A 16294-nucleotide genomic window follows, 5' to 3' on the forward strand; every position below is an offset into this window, starting at 1 on the left:
CTCAATGCACCGCCTGCCAGAAAACCCAGCTGATCGCCGCGGTCAGACCCAGCAGCATGACCAGCGCGTAAGAATAGAGGTAGCCCGTCTGCAACTTGCCTGCCAGGCGGCTGCCCATCAGTATCGCCCAGGCAGAGCCATTGGGCCCAAACCGATCGATCAGGCCGATGTCGCCCAGCTTCCAGAACTGCCGGCCCAGCCAGAAAGCCGGCTTCACGAATATCAGGTTGTACAGCTCATCGAAGAACCACTTGTTGTAGACAAACGTGTGGACCGGCTTGATCGCGTTTGCGAACTTTGCCGGCAGGCCGGGGTTCCGGATATAGGCGTACCATGCGGCCGCAAGACCGGTGATCATTACCCCGAACGGAGCCCATTTCACCCACAGCGGAACATCGTGCATGTGGTGGATCAGCGCTTCGCTGAAGGCCACACTGCCGCGCCAGAAATGGCCATCGCCCGCGCTGATGAATTCGTGATGGAACAGGAACCCGGCGATGATCGCACCCAGGCTCAGCACGCCAAGCGGGATCAGCATTGCCAGCGGGCTTTCATGCGGGTGATATCCGGCGGTGCCATCATCATGCTTGGCGTGGCCGTGATGATCGTGATGCACCGCATGCTGGATGTGCTCAGACTGGTCCCAGCGCGGCTTGCCGTAGAAGGTCAGGAACATCAGCCGCCAGGAATAGAAGCTGGTCAGCAGCGCTGCGGTAATCCCCAGCCAGAAGCCCAAGCTGCCGCTGGCGGTATGCGCTCCATATGCCGCTTCAAGGATCGAATCCTTGGAATAGAACCCGGCAAAGCCGAACACATCGACAATCCCGACGCCAGTGATCGCCAGCGTGCCCGCCATCATCGCCCAGAACGTCAGCGGAATATGCTTTCGCAAGGCTCCGTAGAACCGCATGTCCTGTTCGTGATGCATCGCGTGGATCACGCTGCCCGCACCCAGGAACAGCAGCGCCTTGAAGAAGGCGTGGGTGAACAGGTGGAACATCGCCGCGCCCGGTGCGCCAACGCCTGCGGCGACAAACATATAGCCCAGCTGCGAGCAGGTTGAATAGGCAATCACCCGCTTGATATCCCACTGGGTGGTGCCAATCGTTGCGGCGAAGAACAGGGTTGCAGCGCCCACATAGGTCACCACGGCCATCGCCGTTTCGCTTGTGGCGAACAGCGGCGAAAGGCGGCAGACCATGAACACGCCCGCAGTCACCATCGTGGCGGCATGGATCAGCGCAGAAACCGGCGTTGGCCCTTCCATCGCATCAGGCAGCCAGGTGTGCAGGCCAAGCTGCGCCGATTTGCCCATCGCGCCGATGAACAGCAAGATGCACAGGATCGTCATCGTATCCCACTGGGTGCCCAAAAAGTGGATCGTCGATCCCGCCATGCTGGGTGCACGAACCAGGATTTCGGGGATCGAAACGGTGTTGAACACCAGAAACACGCCAAAGATGCCCAGCATGAAGCCAAGATCGCCAACCCGGTTGACCACGAAAGCCTTGATCGCAGCCGCACTGGCACTGGGCTTTTTGAACCAGAACCCGATAAGGAGGTACGAGGCGAGCCCGACCCCTTCCCAGCCAAAGAACATCTGGACCAGATTATCGGCCGTCACCAGCATCAGCATGGCAAAGGTGAACAGGCTGAGATAGGCAAAGAACCGCGGCTGATCGGGGTCTTCATCCATGTAGCCCCAGGAATAAAGGTGAACCAAGGCCGATACGGTGGTCACCACCACCAGCATCACCGCGGTCAGCGTATCGACACGCAGCGCCCAATCGAATGTCAGGCTGCCCGATTGTACCCAGTGTAATACCTGCACCACTTGCGGTTCGCCGTGCCCGCCCACGAAACTGATGAAAATCGGCCAGCTGAGCGCGCAGGCGATAAACAGCGATCCGGTTGTGATCGCCTTGACCGCAGTATTGCCAAGCGCCCGGTTGCCCAGCCCGCCGAAAATCGCGGCCAGCAACGGCAGGAAGACTATGAGGTGGATGGAAGTCACGTTCGCATCACCCCTTCAGATGGCTGACATCGTCAACCGCGATAGTGCCGCGGTCACGGAAATAGAGCACCAGAATGGCAAGGCCGATCGCGGCTTCGCCTGCCGCCACCGTCAGCACGAACATCGCGAAGATCTGCCCGGTCAGATCATTCAGAAACGCGCTGAACGCGACCAGATTGATATTCACCGCCAGCAGGATCAGCTCGATAGCCATCAGGATGACGATCACGTTCTTGCGATTGAGGAAGATCCCCAGCACGCCCAGCACGAACAGGATCGAGCTGACCGTGATATAGTGTTCGATGCCGATGGTCACAGCTGGACCCCCCTCATAACTTCACCCCAGCGCCAACTTCCGGGGAAACATTGACCGTAGCCTCATCCGGCCGGCGAGCGTTCTGGCGGGGCACTGATTGGGCGCGCACACCGCCGCGTTTGCGGTGGGTCAGCACAATCGCGCCGACCAGCGCAACCAGCAAGATGATGCCAGCCGCTTCAAACAGGAACAGATACTTGCCGTAAAGCAGCATCCCGATCGCTTCGATGTTGCTTTGCCCGGCCACTGGCGCGGCGCTGCCGTCGGCTACACCCAGCGTGATCCCGCCTTGGCCAATCGCCCCCAGCCCGATCACGATTTCACCCAGCAACACCGCCGCCAGCAACAGCCCGAGCGGGAAGTTCTTGATGAACCCGGCGCGCATTTCGGCGAAATCGACGTTGAGCATCATCACCACGAACAGGAACAGCACCGCCACCGCGCCAACATAAACGATCACCAGCAACATCGCGATGAACTCTGCGCCCAGCAAGATCATCAATCCCGCCGCGTTGAAGAACGCGCAGATCAACCACAACACCGAATGCACCGGATTGCGGGCCAGGATCGTCGCTCCGCCAGACAGGACGGTGAGGCTGGCGAAGAGGTAGAATGCGAGAGCGGTAATCATGCGGCGCACCTTGCGTTCAGCGGAACCATACCAAAACCACCCTCGTCATTCCCGCGCAGGCGGGAACCAAGGGCGGACCAACACCGGGTCCCCGCCTTCGCGAGAATGACGAGCTGGTTTGGAATGAGCGAACCCCGGTTCATCGCGCGGCCCCTAACGATACGGCGCATCGGCTTCAAGGTTCGCGGCAATCGCCCGCTCCCACTTGTCCCCGTTGGCCAGCAGTTTGGCTTTGTCATAGAGCAGTTCTTCGCGCGTTTCGGTCGCGTATTCGAAGTTCGGCCCCTCGACGATCGCATCGACCGGGCAGGCTTCCTGGCAAAAGCCGCAGAAGATGCATTTGGTCATATCGATATCATAGCGCGTGGTGCGGCGGCTGCCGTCATCACGTGGTTCGGCCTCGATCGTGATCGCCTGCGCCGGGCAGACCGCTTCGCACAGTTTGCAGGCAATGCAGCGTTCCTCGCCATTGGCATAGCGCCGCAGCGCATGCTCACCGCGGAAGCGGGGCGAGAGAGGATTCTTCTCGAACGGATAGTTGATCGTCGCCTTGGGCTTGAAGAAGTACTGCAAGGTCAGCCAGTGCGCCTTGACGAACTCCCACAAGGTGAACGATTTGATGAGTTGGGGGAGGGTCATGGGGTTGGTTCAGTCCATTGCCGAAGCGGTGTGTCGTAGCTTATCCTACCAGGGTGACGAGGGTGCCCGCTCTGAACGGTTCCAAAGCACTGGAGATTGCACTCTTCACTCTTGGCAGTTTCGCTTATCAGTCTCCATTTCTCCCGGAGGTATTCCGGCAATTTGGTGAGTGTCCCCCATGCAACGATATGAATCTGAGCATCACGCATTATTTGGGTCACGTGAGCAAGATTCTCATCCTCAACCTGCTGGCTTTGCTTTCCAATTTGGTTCACATCTTCCGTGCGTTTAGCGAAGACGTTACCCACTATCAGTTTGCCCCAACCAAGGCGTTTTCCAAACCCGACTAGCCGCGTAATCGTGTTGTCATCTATCTGGGCATCGGCCCACGATGGATTGACCATAAAAACCGCAACAGTTGGTCCTGTCTGAACGAAATCACGTTCGAGACGGTACCGGTATGTCTCGCACGGGCTCATAACCGCACTCATTGCAGCGACAACGCTCATACCCCAACCCTCGTCCACATCAGCCAGCCGCTCACTAGCACCACAAAGCCCAGCGAAACCGGCAGGAACACCTTCCAGCCCAGCCGCATCAGCTGGTCATAACGGTAGCGCGGAACGGTCGCCTTGACCCATGAGAAGATGAAGAAAAACACGAAGATCTTGATGAACAGCCACAGCCAGCCCGGGATCAGGTAGAGCGGTGCCCACTCGATCGGGGGCAGCCACCCGCCCCAGAACAGCGTGGCGTTGAGCGCGCACATCAAGAGGACATTGGCATATTCGCCCAGCCAGTAGAGCGCGAAGCTCATGCTGGAATATTCGGTCTGGTAGCCTGCGACGAGTTCGCTTTCTGCTTCGGTCAGATCGAACGGCGCGCGGCCGGTTTCGGCCATGCCCGAAATCAGGAACATCACCGCCATCGGGAACAGCAGCGGGTTGAAGCCGTAGCCGTTGAGCAGGCCGAAAATATGCCCGCGCTGGCCCAGCACGATGCCGTTCATGTTGAAGGTGCCAGCGTACATCACCACGCAGATCAGGATGAACCCGATTGAAACTTCATAGGAAATCATCTGCGCCGAAGCGCGCATGGCCGAGAAGAACGGGTACTTCGAATTCGACGACCAGCCCGCGATCACCGTGCCGTAAACCCCCAGCGACGACACCGCGAGGACATAGAGCAGGCCGACATTGATATCGGCCAGCATTGCCCGTCCGTTGAACGGGATCACCGCCCAGGCCATCAGCGCCACGGTAAAGGTGATGATCGGCGCCAGCAGGAACAGCACCTTGTTCGATGCGCTTGGCACGATGGTTTCCTGCAGGAACACCTTCAGCCCATCGGCAAAACTTTGCAGCAGCCCCCACGGACCGACCACATTGGGCCCGCGCCGCAGCGCCATCGCCGCCCAGATTTTCCGATCAACATAGATGATCATCGCAACGCTGAGCATCAGCGGCAGCGCGATCAGGAGGATGCCAAGGATGGTGGCGGTGAGCCACGACCACTCATAGGACAAGCCATAGGTTTGGAAGAACTCAGTCACAGGAGGACGCCCCCTTACCTTCATCGTCACCCTGAACTTGTTTCAGGGTCCATCGTGCCGCAATTCCGGCACGCATAGCGGCAAACCCACCCCGCGGCACGCTCGCTTTCTTCCCGCGACCACCGGGCAGGACGCGCGTTGGATCCTGAAACAAATTCAGGATGACGGGGCCGGTTGGATGTGTGGGTGCGGCGAAGGTCATTCCGCGGCCTCCGCGAAGCTTTCACCGTGGAGCAGTTCGGCCGAGCAGCGCTGCATTACCGCGCTGGCCCGGGCGATCGGGTTGGTGAGGTAGAAATCCTTGATAGGGTAGGCTTCGATTGTGCCCTTGGCCCCGGCTTTGCCCTTTGGCAGAGGACCGTAATCCGCAAGGCCTTCGTGGCCCAGCGCCGGAACCGCCGCCGTCATCGCCGCGCGCAAAGCGTCAAAGCTGTCAAACCCAACCGAAACACCCAGCGCGTCGGCCATCGCCCGCAGGATCGTCCAATCCTCACGCGCGTCGCCCGGTGCAAACACGGCCTTGTCAGCCCACTGCACCCGGCCTTCGGTGTTGACGTAAGTGCCCGGCTTCTCGCTGAAGGCAGCCGCCGGCAGGATCACATCGGCAGCATGCGCGCCCTTGTCACCGTGGTGGCCAATGTAGACGATCATCGAGCCCGCAAATTTGGTGTAGTCCACCTCGTCCGCGCCCAGCGAAATCAGCATCTTGGGCTTGGCTTGGGCCAGATCGGCGATGCCGCCCTTTTGCGCATAGCCCAGCATCAGTCCGCCCATCCGGCTCGCCGCCATGTGCAGCACGTTAAAGCCGTTCCAATCATCACGCACCAGCTTGTACTTGGCTGCCAATGCCAGTCCGGCCGCTAGCGCGCCCTTGCCCAGTGCCGCGCCGCCAAGGATCAGCGCCGGACGCTCCGCCGCCTTGAATGCGGCTTCGGCGGCGGCAGGCAGCTTGTCGATCACGGCCAGATCGGTGCCAAGGAAGGTCGTGGGATAGGTGGTTTCCCATTCTGCCCCGATCACGAACACCTTGGCTCCGCGCCGTGCGGCCTTGCGCAAGCGCGACTGCACCAGCGGTGCTTCCCAGCGCACATGGCTGCCCACGATCAGGATCGCGTCGGCCTCTTCAATCCCGGCCAGGCCCGAATTGAAATTGACCGCGGCAAGGTTCGAGCAATCATAGTCAAGTCCGGTCTGGCGGCCTTCGAGCAGGCTGGAACCCAGTGCACCGGCCAGCGCCCGGCCTGCGAACATCGTTTCGCAATCGACCAGATCGCCCGCGACAACGGCAACCGATTTTCCCGGATTGATCTTGGCCACTGCGGCCAAAGCCTCAGCCCATGTCGCTGCCTGCAGCTTGCCGTCCACGCGCAGCCACGGCTTGTCGAGCCGGCGGGTGGCCAGCCCATCAACCTGAAAGCGGGCCTTGTCGGAAATCCATTCCTCGTTCACGTCATCGTTGACGCGCGGCAGTGCCCGCAGCACTTCGCGGCCGCGCGCATCAAGCCGGATGTTGGCCCCGCAAGCGTCGGACACGTCGATGCTGAGCGTCTTCTTCAGCTCCCACGGCCGCGCTTCAAACGCATAAGGGGCGCTGGTCAGCGCGCCGACCGGGCACAAATCGATCACATTGGCGCTCATCTCGTGGCTTGCGGCCTTTTCGAGATAGGTGGTGATCTGCATGTTCTCGCCGCGATAGAGCGCGCCGATTTCGTCCACGCCGGCCACTTCCTCGCTAAACCGCACGCAGCGGGTGCAATGGATGCACCGCGTCATCGTGGTCTTGATCAGCGGGCCCATGTACTTTTCGGTGACAGCGCGCTTGCTCTCATCATACCGGCTCTTGCCGCGGCCATAGGCCACCGCCTGATCCTGCAGATCACACTCACCGCCCTGATCGCAGATCGGGCAATCAAGCGGGTGGTTGATGAGCAGAAACTCCATCACCCCTTCGCGCGCCTTCTTGACCATTTCGCTGTCGGTCTTGATCACCTGGCCTTCAGCAGCCGGCAGCGCGCAGCTCGCCTGCGGCTTGGGCGGACCCGGTGCCACTTCGACCAGACACATCCGGCAATTACCGGCGATGCTGAGGCGCTCGTGGTAGCAAAAGCGCGGGATTTCCTTCCCCGCCAGCTCGCACGCCTGCAGGATCGTCGCACCCTGCGGAACTTCGAGTTCGATGCCGTCTACGGTGACTTTAGGCATTACTTAGCCACTCCGTTAGCCGATACCGGGGCAGCCATGGCCAAACGGTAGTAGTTGATCGCAATGGCGCCATGCAGCACCGTCTTGCCAAACGTCAAAGTCTCGCCTTGAACAAGGCACGAGGCGAAAACGGGTTGCAGCGCGGTCAACGCGCCTTTCTCAGCGACCGAGCCCTTCTTGGCGACAATCCAGTCGTAAGATGCCTGGGAATTTCCGCGCACGATGCATTCGCCATAGTGCGACAGCCACGTTCTGCCCAACTCTTCGGCATATGCTTGTTCAACCGTCAGCCGGCGCGTTGGGTCCGACGGCGAAGGACGCTTCGCTGAAAACTCCGCCAGCGAGACCGGCTGCCAATGCGTCAGCGGAGCGCGGTTCACGAAATTGCCGGTTTCGGCGGTCCTCAAATCCGCGATCACGAGTTCCTGAGCGAGAAGCGCACGGAAAATGTCAGGCTGTATGACGAAAGCATGTCCGTCACGAATTACCAGCCCGTCACAACCCATGACATGCGCTAGCGGCTTGGTCGTGTAAATCGAGCCAAAGTTATGCTCCAAGCGGTCGTTGGGAGTATTGGAAAGCACCAATTTCCGCGCTTCAACGTGCTGGAACAAGACCATGCACCTCGCATATTCGCCGGTGTATTCGCGCAGTTCCTGCTGCGAGCCGGAACGGGTTTCGTATTGCGCGTTGGCCGCCGATGAGAGCATGCCGAGCGCAAGAATAGGCGCAAGACCAAGCCTCACTCCGCCGCCTCCCGCATATGCCCAGCAATTCGCGCTTCCAGCTCGGGCCGGAAGTGGCGGATCAGGCCCTGGATCGGCCAGGCGGCCGCATCGCCCAGGGCGCAGATGGTATGGCCTTCGACTTGCTTGGTGACGTTCCACAGCATGTCGATTTCTTCAATGTCAGCATCGCCGGTGCGCAGGCGTTCCATCACGCGGTACATCCAGCCAGTGCCTTCGCGGCATGGGGTGCACTGGCCGCATGATTCGTGCATGTAGAAGTGGCTGAGGCGGCTGATCGCGCGGACGATGTCGGTGCTCTTGTCCATCACGATCACGGCGGCGGTGCCAAGGCCTGAGCCAGCCTCCTTGCAGCCATCGAAGTCCATCGGCATGTCCGGGCACATCGAGCCGGGAACCAGCGGCACCGACGAGCCGCCGGGGATCACCGCGAGCAGGTTGTCCCACCCGCCGCGAATGCCGCCGCAGTGCTTTTCGATCAGTTCGCGGAACGGAATGCTCATCGCTTCCTCAACCACGCAGGGCTTTTCAACATGACCCGAAATCTGGAACAGCTTGGTGCCCTTGTTGTTATCGCGGCCAAAGCTGGAAAACCAGGTGGCCCCGCGCCGCAAGATCGTGGGGGCGACGGCAATGGACTCAACGTTGTTGACCGTGGTCGGGCAGCCATAGAGCCCGGCGCCGGCCGGGAACGGCGGCTTGAGGCGCGGCTGGCCCTTCTTGCCTTCCAGGCTTTCGATCATCGCGGTCTCTTCGCCGCAGATATAGGCGCCCGCGCCGCGGTGGACGAAGACGTCGAAATCGTAGCCGCTCTTGCAGGCGTTCTTGCCGATCAGTCCGGCGTCATAGGCTTCCTGCACGGCCGCGAACATCGTCTCGGCTTCGCGGATGTACTCGCCGCGGATGTAGATATAGGCGGCGCGCGCGCCCATTGCGAAACCGGCGACCAGCGCGCCTTCGATCAGCTTGTGCGGATCGTGGCGCAGGATTTCACGGTCCTTGCAGCTGCCGGGTTCAGACTCGTCGGCATTGATCACCAGGAAGCCGGGCCGCGCCGGGTTGGGCTCCTTGGGCATGAATGACCATTTGAGGCCCGTGGGAAACCCGGCCCCGCCGCGCCCGCGCAAGCCGCTGGCCTTCATCTCCTCAATGATCCCATCGCGGCCGCGCGTCAGGATCGCCTTGGTATTATCCCAATCGCCCCGCTTGCGCGCGGCGGCCAGCGTCCACGGTTGATAGCCGTAGAGGTTGGTGAAGATGCGGTCTTTGTCTTGGAGGCTCACGACTCACCCCCACACAACAAAATCTCGTCACCCTGAACTTGTTTCAGGGTCCATTTCGCCATTGGCCCGGTGGCTGCAGAAAATGAGCCAGCTGCCCGGTTTGCTCTTGCCTGACCCCACCGGTTGAGAACCACGATGGACCCTGAAACAAGTTCAGGGTGACGGACGGGGCTTAAGGATGGGTAGTTCATCACCAATCCCCCCGGTAATCGTGGTTGGCCTTGGCCATTGCCTTCAGCGTCGTCGGCCCGCCCACCGGCTCAACCGTGTGGCGGCCCGGCTCTTGTGTTCCGGCCTTGGGGCTTTTGCCCGCGGCCAGTGCATCAAGCACCGCATCAACCCGGTCAGCGGTCAGGTCTTCGTAGTTATCATCGTTGATCTGGACCATCGGGGCGCTGGCGCAGTTGCCCATGCATTCGACCTCAGTCAGCGTCCACAGCCCATCGGCGGTGGTGTGGCCCTTATGCATGCCGCGCTTCTTGCAGGCGGCCATGATATCATCAGACCCGCGCAGCATGCACGGCGTGGTCCCGCAGACCTGGACGTGGAACCGGCCGACCGGGACCAGATTGTACATGGTGTAGAAGCTCGCCACCTCAACCACGCGGATGATCGGCATGTCGAGATAGCCTGCGACATATTCCATCACCGGGATCGGCAGCCAGCCCTGCGTATTGGTTTCCGCGCCCACCTGACGCTGCGCCAGATCCAGCAACGGCATCACCGCCGAGCGCTGGCGACCTGCGGGATAACGCGCGACGATAACCTTCGCCTGCTTGGCGTTGTCTTTGGTCCAGGCGAACTGGCCCCACCGCGTGCGCAGTTCGGGGGTATCGGGTTCGAGATGACGGTCAGCCATTAGTTGCTACCAGCAGGAGTTAGGTTGATTCTTGGCGGCGGTGGGCCAAACCCAACCTCGCGGATTTTGTTTCCGGTGAAATGCAAAGACATACCGTGCCGTTCATCCGGGCATTCAAGATAGACATTGATATTGAGGTCTTTGTTCCCCTCAATGCTCGAGATTGGGCAAGTTTGCATCCAAGTAGCAAGCTCCTGCAGTGTGCCATGACTTCCCGTCCAGTCGAGAAGTTTTGGCTTGGCCACCAAAAAAGTCCGCGCGGTCTTCAGATCGTTCTTAACCAACGCGGAAGTGAAAGAGGCGGCCACAACATATTTCGATGCTGGGAAACCTGCACCAAGCAAGAGCATCGAAGAAAGCGCTATTGCAATCGCCCTCACCGGTCACACTCCCCGAACACCACGTCGATCGCGCCCAGAATCGCGGTCGCATCCGGCAGCATGTGGCCCTTGCACATGAAGTCCATCGCTTGCAGGTGGCTGAACGCCGTGGGGCGGATCTTGCAGCGGTAGGGTTTGTTGCTGCCGTCACTAACCAGATAGACGCCGAATTCGCCCTTGGGGCTTTCGGTTGCGACATAGACTTCGCCGGCCGGCACGTGGAAGCCTTCGGTGTAGAGCTTGAAGTGGCTGATCAGCGATTCCATCGACTGCTTCATCTCACCGCGCTTGGGCGGAGAAATCTTGCGGTCGTCCGAGCAGACCGGACCCTGCGGCATGTCGCGCAGGCACTGCTTCATGATCTTGGCTGACTGGCGCACTTCCTCAACCCGGACCATGAACCGGTCATAGCAATCCGAGCGCGTGCCGACCGGAATCTCAAACTCCATCCGGTCATAAACATCATAGGGCTGACTTTTGCGCAGATCCCACGCAATGCCGGCAGCGCGGATCATCGGGCCGGAAAAGCCCCAGGCCAGCGCGTCTTCCTTGCTGACATGCGCGATATCGACATTGCGCTGCTTGAAGATGCGGTTGTCCACCACCAGGCTCATCGCATCATCAAACAAGCGCGGCAGCCGGTCATCGAGCCAGACGCCCAGATCATCGAGCAGCTTTTGCGGCACGTCCTGATGCACCCCGCCGGGGCGGAACCACGCGCTGTGCATGCGGGCACCGCTCGCGCGTTCGAAGAAGTTGAGGCAATCCTCGCGAATCTCGAACAGCCACAGGTTGGGCGTCATCGCGCCCACGTCCATCACATGGCTGCCCATGTTGAGCATGTGGTTGCAGATCCGGGTCAGCTCGGCGAACAGCACGCGCAGGTATTGTCCGCGGATCGGCACTTCGAGATTGAGCAGCTTTTCGATCGCGAGGACGTAGCTGTGCTCCATCGCCAGCGGGCTGCAATAATCGAGCCGGTCAAAGTATGGCAGCGCCTGGAGGTAGGTCTTGTGTTCAATCAGCTTTTCGGTGCCGCGGTGCAGCAGGCCGACGTGGCAATCGATCCGCTCGATAATCTCGCCGTCCAGCTCCATCACCATCCGCAGCACACCGTGCGCGGCCGGATGCTGCGGGCCGAAATTGATCGTGTAATTGGTGATAACCTCGTCGCCGGTGGTGGGGGCTTGGTCAAGTTGCATGGTCACAAAAGGCCTCCCAACACACAAGCTCCGCCACCCTGAACTCGGTTCAGGGTCCATGTCGCAGATAGCCCGGTGGGCGCGCGAAGAGAGCCAACTGCGCGGTTTGCCTTGGCACGAAGCCACCGGGCGGAAACCACGATGGACCCTGAAACAAGTTCAGGGTGACGGTTGAAGAGAGGTTGGATCATGCCTTGCCTCCCTCCACCTTTTCGTCCCCAGGCAGCACGTATTGCGCGCCTTCCCACGGGCTCATGAAATCGAACTGACGCAGATCTTGCGCCAACTTTACCGGCTCATAGACCACGCGTTGTTGCTCATGGCTGTAGCGCAGCTCGACATAGCCGGTCAGCGGGAAATCCTTGCGGAACGGGTGGCCTTCAAAACCATAATCGGTCAGGATCCGGCGCAGGTCCGGGTTGCCGTCAAACACCACCCCGTACATGTCGAACACTTCACGTTCCAGCCAGCCGGCGTTGGGCCACAGGCCAGTGATGCTGGGCACCGTGGTATCTTCGGCCGCGCTAACCTTTACCATGATGCGGTGGTTCTTGGTCACCGAAAGCAGCATGTATACCACTTCAAAGCGCTCAGCCCGGTCCGGGTAATCGGCCCCGGCCATTTCCATCATCTGCTGGTATTCGTGTTCATCACGCAGCAGTTGCAGCGCGCCGACAATCTGATCGCGCGCGACCGTCAGCAGAATTTCGCCATGCTCTTCCCTGGCCGCGATGAGCATGCTGCCCAGTGCCTTGCCAAGCGCCGCAACAACACCTTCGTTGGAGGCGAACCGGGGGGCTGCATGAACCACGCTCATCGCTCTACCGTCCCGATCCGGCGGATCTTGCGCTGTAATTGCATCACGCCATACAGCAGCGCTTCGGCAGTGGGCGGACAGCCCGGCACATAGATATCGACGGGCACGATCCGGTCACACCCGCGCACAACTGAATAACTGTAATGATAATAACCGCCGCCGTTGGCGCAGCTGCCCATCGAGATGACATACTTCGGGTCTGACATCTGATCGTAGACCTTGCGCAGCGCCGGGGCCATTTTGTTACACAGCGTTCCGGCCACGATCATCACGTCTGATTGGCGCGGGCTGGCGCGCGGGGCCACCCCAAAACGCTCCATATCATACCGCGGCATGTTCACATGGATCATCTCAACCGCGCAGCAGGCAAGGCCGAAGGTCATCCACCAGAGCGAGCCGGTGCGGGCCCACTGGAACAATTCCTCAGTACCGACGACGAGGAAGCCCTTGTCGTTTACCTCGGCGTTGAGGTCCTTGAAAAAGTCCGCGTCTGGCGCGGTTACCGGGCCATTCCACAGCGGGCGGCCAAGGGCATCAACCGGAATGCTCATTCCCAATCCAAAGCCCCCATTTTCCATGCATAGATCAGCCCGAACACCAGCTCGGCAATGAAAACCATCATTGTGATCCAGGCCGACCAGCCCAGTTCAAGAAACGTTACAGCCCAGGGAAACAGGAAAGCCGCTTCCAGATCGAAAATGATGAACAGGATTGCGACCAGATAGAACCGCACGTCAAACTGGCTGCGCGGTTCCTCAAACGCGGGAAAACCGCATTCATATTCGCTGAGCTTTTCCGCATTGGGATTATGCGTCCCAGTCAGCCGGGCAACGCCCATCGGCAGGAACACGAACAGCGCTGAAAGCGCAAAAGCGATCCCCAGAAAGATCAGGACAGCCAGGTATTGTGACAGATCAACCACGTAGATTCCCGCTACTTAGGAGTCGGCTTCGGCCCGCCTCTAGGCCCATGGCTGGGCTACTGCAAGCACAGGATTACCTGCTCTCAACAAGCTTGATCGATGCAATCACAGTCGGCCCTGGCCGCTCGCTTCCGGCCGGTTCGCCGCCAGCACCAAAGAGGTCCCAACGGGCATTGGAAACATAGACCAGACGGCCACCAATGATCTGCCCGCTGGTCGGCTCGCCGCCGCCGGACGGAGCCTGCAAAATCACCCGCATGCTGGCGATCGAACGCCCGCCCGGGGCCAGTTGCAGCACAGCGATCCGGATCGGACGGGTGCCGTTCTGGATGGCAATCAGCCGGTTGCCGCTGCGGTGCAGCCCGTCAATCCCGTCGAGCATCATGGCGGGGGTGCCCGGCAATCGGCGGACTTGCCCGCCCGGCAGATCAATCAATGCCAATCCGTATCCATAGTCGCTCAGATACAGCATCCGGCCATCAGCAGAAACCACCAACCCTTGCGGACTTTTGAACCGCCCGGGCGGCACCAATGGTTCCAGCACTTTGGAGCCAGGCCTGGCCAGCCACACACCGCCGTTCAGTGGATCGCTGGCATAGACTGTGCCGTCTGGACCCAGGGCAATATCGCTGGGCACTACGCCTGCAGGAGCGGCAATCTTGCGCAGCACCTGGCCGTGGCGCGGGTCCACCAGAATCAGCCCGGAAAATGCCCCGGTTGACCTGGGTGTTTGTTCAAAAATCCCAGACGCAGCCCAAACCAGCCCGCTTTTGCGGTCACGTACCAGTCCGGTGATGCTGCCCAGCCCGGCCAGGGACAACCGGTTCCAGCGGCGGCCATCACGGCTGATCAACAAATCCTGCGCGGTGACCCCGCTGGCAATCCGCAACGAGCCGGAATAGGTAATCGCCTCAACCAGCCCGAATTCAGCCGGGACAGAGCCTGCTTCGGATGGCTGCCCTTTGGGCGCCGCATTGGCGGCAAAGGAATTGCGGATAACCGGATCAAGCCAGCGCGCGGTCTGGTCTTGCCCGGCCGGGCTTAGTGCATATCCCATTGCGGCCAGCCGGCCCAGCGATTGCCGGGCCCCGGCATCGTCCCCAGCCTCAATCTGCGCGCCAAGATTTCGGCGCAGCAAATTGCTGCTGTTGGGAAATGCTGCGGACCATCCGGCCGGATCCAGCCCGGCATCGCGCGCGGGCCACTGATCTGACGGTGATGGAACCGCCCAGGCCAGCGATGCGGCCCCCAGCAAAAGCGCCGAGGGCCACAGCCTCATTTCTTCAGTTCACGCGCAAGGGTGGAATGGGTGCTTTTGCCATAAGGCGGCTTGAACCCGGAAAGGCCCGCGATATCCATACCCGACTGGCGATAGACCGCGCGGCAATGGCTGAAAGTCTTGAACCCGTCTGCCCCGTGATAATTGCCCATCCCCGAAGGACCTACGCCGCCAAACGGCAGGTCTTCCATCGCATTGTGGAACACAACATCGTTGACCGTCACCCCACCCGAGATCGTCCGGCTCAACACCTTGCTTTCCTCGGCCTTGTCAGAACCGAAGTAATATAGCCCCAGCGGACGATCATGATCGTTGACATAGTCAATCGCGCTATCGATCGAATCATAGGTCATCACCGGCAGGATCGGGCCGAAGATTTCTTCCTGCATGACCTTCATGTCATCGGTCACATTGCGCACGATCGTAAGCGGCATCTTGTTGCCGTTTGAACTTTTGAAATCTTCGCCGGCCGGGTTGACCTCGATCAGCTCGGCACCCTTTTCCTTGGCATCGGCAAGATACCCTTGCAGGCGTTCGAAATTGCGGCCGTTGACCACAGACGTGTAATCATCATTGGCCAGCAGGGTCGGGTACATCGCCTCAACCCCGCTTTTGAGGCTGTCGATCACATCCATTTCCTGATCCTTGGCGACCAGCAGGTAATCGGGTGCCAGGCAGATTTGTCCGGCGTTCAGCATCTTGCCCAGGGCGATCCGTTGCCCGGCTTTGGTCTTGTCCGCGCTACGGCCGATGAAGGTTGGGCTTTTGCCGCCCAGCTCCAGCGTAACCGGCACCAGATTTTCGGCTGCCGCGCGCATGATGTGTTTGCCCACGCTGGTTGCACCGGTAAAGATCAGATGATCGAAAGCCAGCTTGCTGAACGCGGTGCCAACTTCAACCCCGCCAGTGAAAACCGCCATTTCCTCTTCCGCAAAATACTGCGGCACCACTTCGGCGAACACATCGGCCACGCGTTCGGTAAATTCGCTTGGTTTGATCATCGCGCGGTTTCCGGCGGCCAGGATCCCGGCCATTGGCACCATCACCATTCCAACCGGGAAGTTCCACGGCGCAATCACCCCAACCACGCCCTTTGGCTGATAGATCACTTCGGCCTTGGCCCCCAACAAGCCCAACGGAAACATCGCCTTGCGCTTTTCATTGCGGCCCCAGGCCTCAAAATGCTTTTTCGAATGTTTGAGGGCGCCAACCGACGGCATGATATCGGTCATCAGGGTCTGTTCGATGCTGCGATGGCCAAAATCGGCGCTTACTGCCTTGGCAAGCGCATCCTTGTGATCGATCAGCATCGCAATCGCGCGGTCAATCCGATCACGCCGAACCGACATCGCTTCGGGCATAGCAGCTGTAAAGGCAGCACGTTGGCGGCCCAGGACATCGCTCATGCGGGTAATTTCAGCGCTCATTTCACAGGTCCCCGTTTCTATTTGC

General features: G+C 60.2%; 16 protein-coding genes and 1 pseudogene. All 17 read right to left on the reverse strand.

What is annotated here, in order from left to right; all coding sequences use genetic code 11:
• Position 1 precedes the first annotated feature (1 nt).
• On the reverse strand, positions 2-2014 hold the full coding sequence (gene nuoL / locus ABL914_RS00860; protein ID WP_391561248.1) for an NADH-quinone oxidoreductase subunit L: 2013 nt from the start codon (positions 2012-2014) through the stop codon (positions 2-4).
• A gap of 7 nt (positions 2015-2021) precedes the next feature.
• The gene (gene nuoK, locus ABL914_RS00865) at positions 2022-2324 is read right to left on the reverse strand and encodes an NADH-quinone oxidoreductase subunit NuoK (RefSeq protein WP_391561283.1); all 303 of its coding nucleotides are present in this window, start codon (positions 2322-2324) and stop codon (positions 2022-2024) included.
• Between the two features lie 19 nt (positions 2325-2343).
• Positions 2344-2961, reverse strand: a complete 618-nt coding sequence (locus ABL914_RS00870) for an NADH-quinone oxidoreductase subunit J (RefSeq protein WP_391561249.1) — start codon at positions 2959-2961, stop codon at positions 2344-2346.
• A gap of 153 nt (positions 2962-3114) precedes the next feature.
• Positions 3115-3600, reverse strand: coding sequence for an NADH-quinone oxidoreductase subunit NuoI (gene nuoI / locus ABL914_RS00875; protein ID WP_391561250.1), 486 nt, complete (start codon positions 3598-3600; stop codon positions 3115-3117).
• Positions 3597-4109 (reverse strand): DUF1643 domain-containing protein, encoded by a 513-nt coding sequence (locus ABL914_RS00880; protein ID WP_391561251.1) that lies wholly within the window; start codon positions 4107-4109, stop codon positions 3597-3599. Before ABL914_RS00880 ends, nuoI begins: the two co-directional genes overlap by 4 nt.
• Positions 4106-5152, reverse strand: coding sequence for an NADH-quinone oxidoreductase subunit NuoH (nuoH, locus tag ABL914_RS00885; protein WP_391561252.1), 1047 nt, complete (start codon positions 5150-5152; stop codon positions 4106-4108). The genes ABL914_RS00880 and nuoH overlap by 4 nt, the downstream gene beginning before the upstream one ends.
• Positions 5153-5350: 198 nt before the next feature.
• Positions 5351-7354, reverse strand: coding sequence for an NADH-quinone oxidoreductase subunit NuoG (gene nuoG / locus ABL914_RS00890; protein WP_391561253.1), 2004 nt, complete (start codon positions 7352-7354; stop codon positions 5351-5353).
• A complete protein-coding gene (locus ABL914_RS00895) occupies positions 7354-8100 on the reverse strand; it encodes a hypothetical protein (RefSeq protein ID WP_391561254.1) in 747 nt (248 codons plus the stop codon). Before ABL914_RS00895 ends, nuoG begins: the two co-directional genes overlap by 1 nt.
• A complete protein-coding gene (nuoF, locus tag ABL914_RS00900) occupies positions 8097-9383 on the reverse strand; it encodes an NADH-quinone oxidoreductase subunit NuoF (RefSeq protein WP_391561255.1) in 1287 nt (428 codons plus the stop codon). Before nuoF ends, ABL914_RS00895 begins: the two co-directional genes overlap by 4 nt.
• A gap of 190 nt (positions 9384-9573) precedes the next feature.
• The gene (locus ABL914_RS00905; RefSeq protein ID WP_391561256.1) at positions 9574-10242 is read right to left on the reverse strand and encodes a complex I 24 kDa subunit family protein; all 669 of its coding nucleotides are present in this window, start codon (positions 10240-10242) and stop codon (positions 9574-9576) included.
• Positions 10242-10622, reverse strand: coding sequence for a hypothetical protein (locus ABL914_RS00910; RefSeq protein ID WP_391561257.1), 381 nt, complete (start codon positions 10620-10622; stop codon positions 10242-10244). The genes ABL914_RS00905 and ABL914_RS00910 overlap by 1 nt, the downstream gene beginning before the upstream one ends.
• Positions 10619-11824: an NADH-quinone oxidoreductase subunit D gene (locus ABL914_RS00915; RefSeq protein ID WP_391561284.1), complete on the reverse strand. Its 1206-nt coding sequence runs from the start codon at positions 11822-11824 to the stop codon at positions 10619-10621. The genes ABL914_RS00910 and ABL914_RS00915 overlap by 4 nt, the downstream gene beginning before the upstream one ends.
• Before the next feature lie 208 nt (positions 11825-12032).
• Positions 12033-12641 (reverse strand): annotated as a pseudogene (locus ABL914_RS00920) (NADH-quinone oxidoreductase subunit C); the annotation flags it as partial.
• The gene (locus ABL914_RS00925) at positions 12638-13192 is read right to left on the reverse strand and encodes a NuoB/complex I 20 kDa subunit family protein (RefSeq protein WP_391561258.1); all 555 of its coding nucleotides are present in this window, start codon (positions 13190-13192) and stop codon (positions 12638-12640) included. The gene ABL914_RS00925 and the pseudogene ABL914_RS00920, both read right to left, overlap by 4 nt.
• Positions 13189-13563, reverse strand: a complete 375-nt coding sequence (gene ndhC / locus ABL914_RS00930; protein WP_391561259.1) for an NADH-quinone oxidoreductase subunit A — start codon at positions 13561-13563, stop codon at positions 13189-13191. The genes ABL914_RS00925 and ndhC overlap by 4 nt, the downstream gene beginning before the upstream one ends.
• A gap of 73 nt (positions 13564-13636) precedes the next feature.
• Positions 13637-14842: a hypothetical protein gene (locus ABL914_RS00935; protein WP_391561260.1), complete on the reverse strand. Its 1206-nt coding sequence runs from the start codon at positions 14840-14842 to the stop codon at positions 13637-13639.
• Positions 14839-16269, reverse strand: coding sequence for a coniferyl aldehyde dehydrogenase (locus ABL914_RS00940; protein WP_391561261.1), 1431 nt, complete (start codon positions 16267-16269; stop codon positions 14839-14841). The genes ABL914_RS00935 and ABL914_RS00940 overlap by 4 nt, the downstream gene beginning before the upstream one ends.
• Between the last annotated feature and the right edge of the window lie 25 nt (positions 16270-16294).

This window comes from Novosphingobium sp., assembly GCF_040079535.1.
Classification (GTDB): Bacteria; Pseudomonadota; Alphaproteobacteria; order Sphingomonadales; family Sphingomonadaceae; genus Novosphingobium.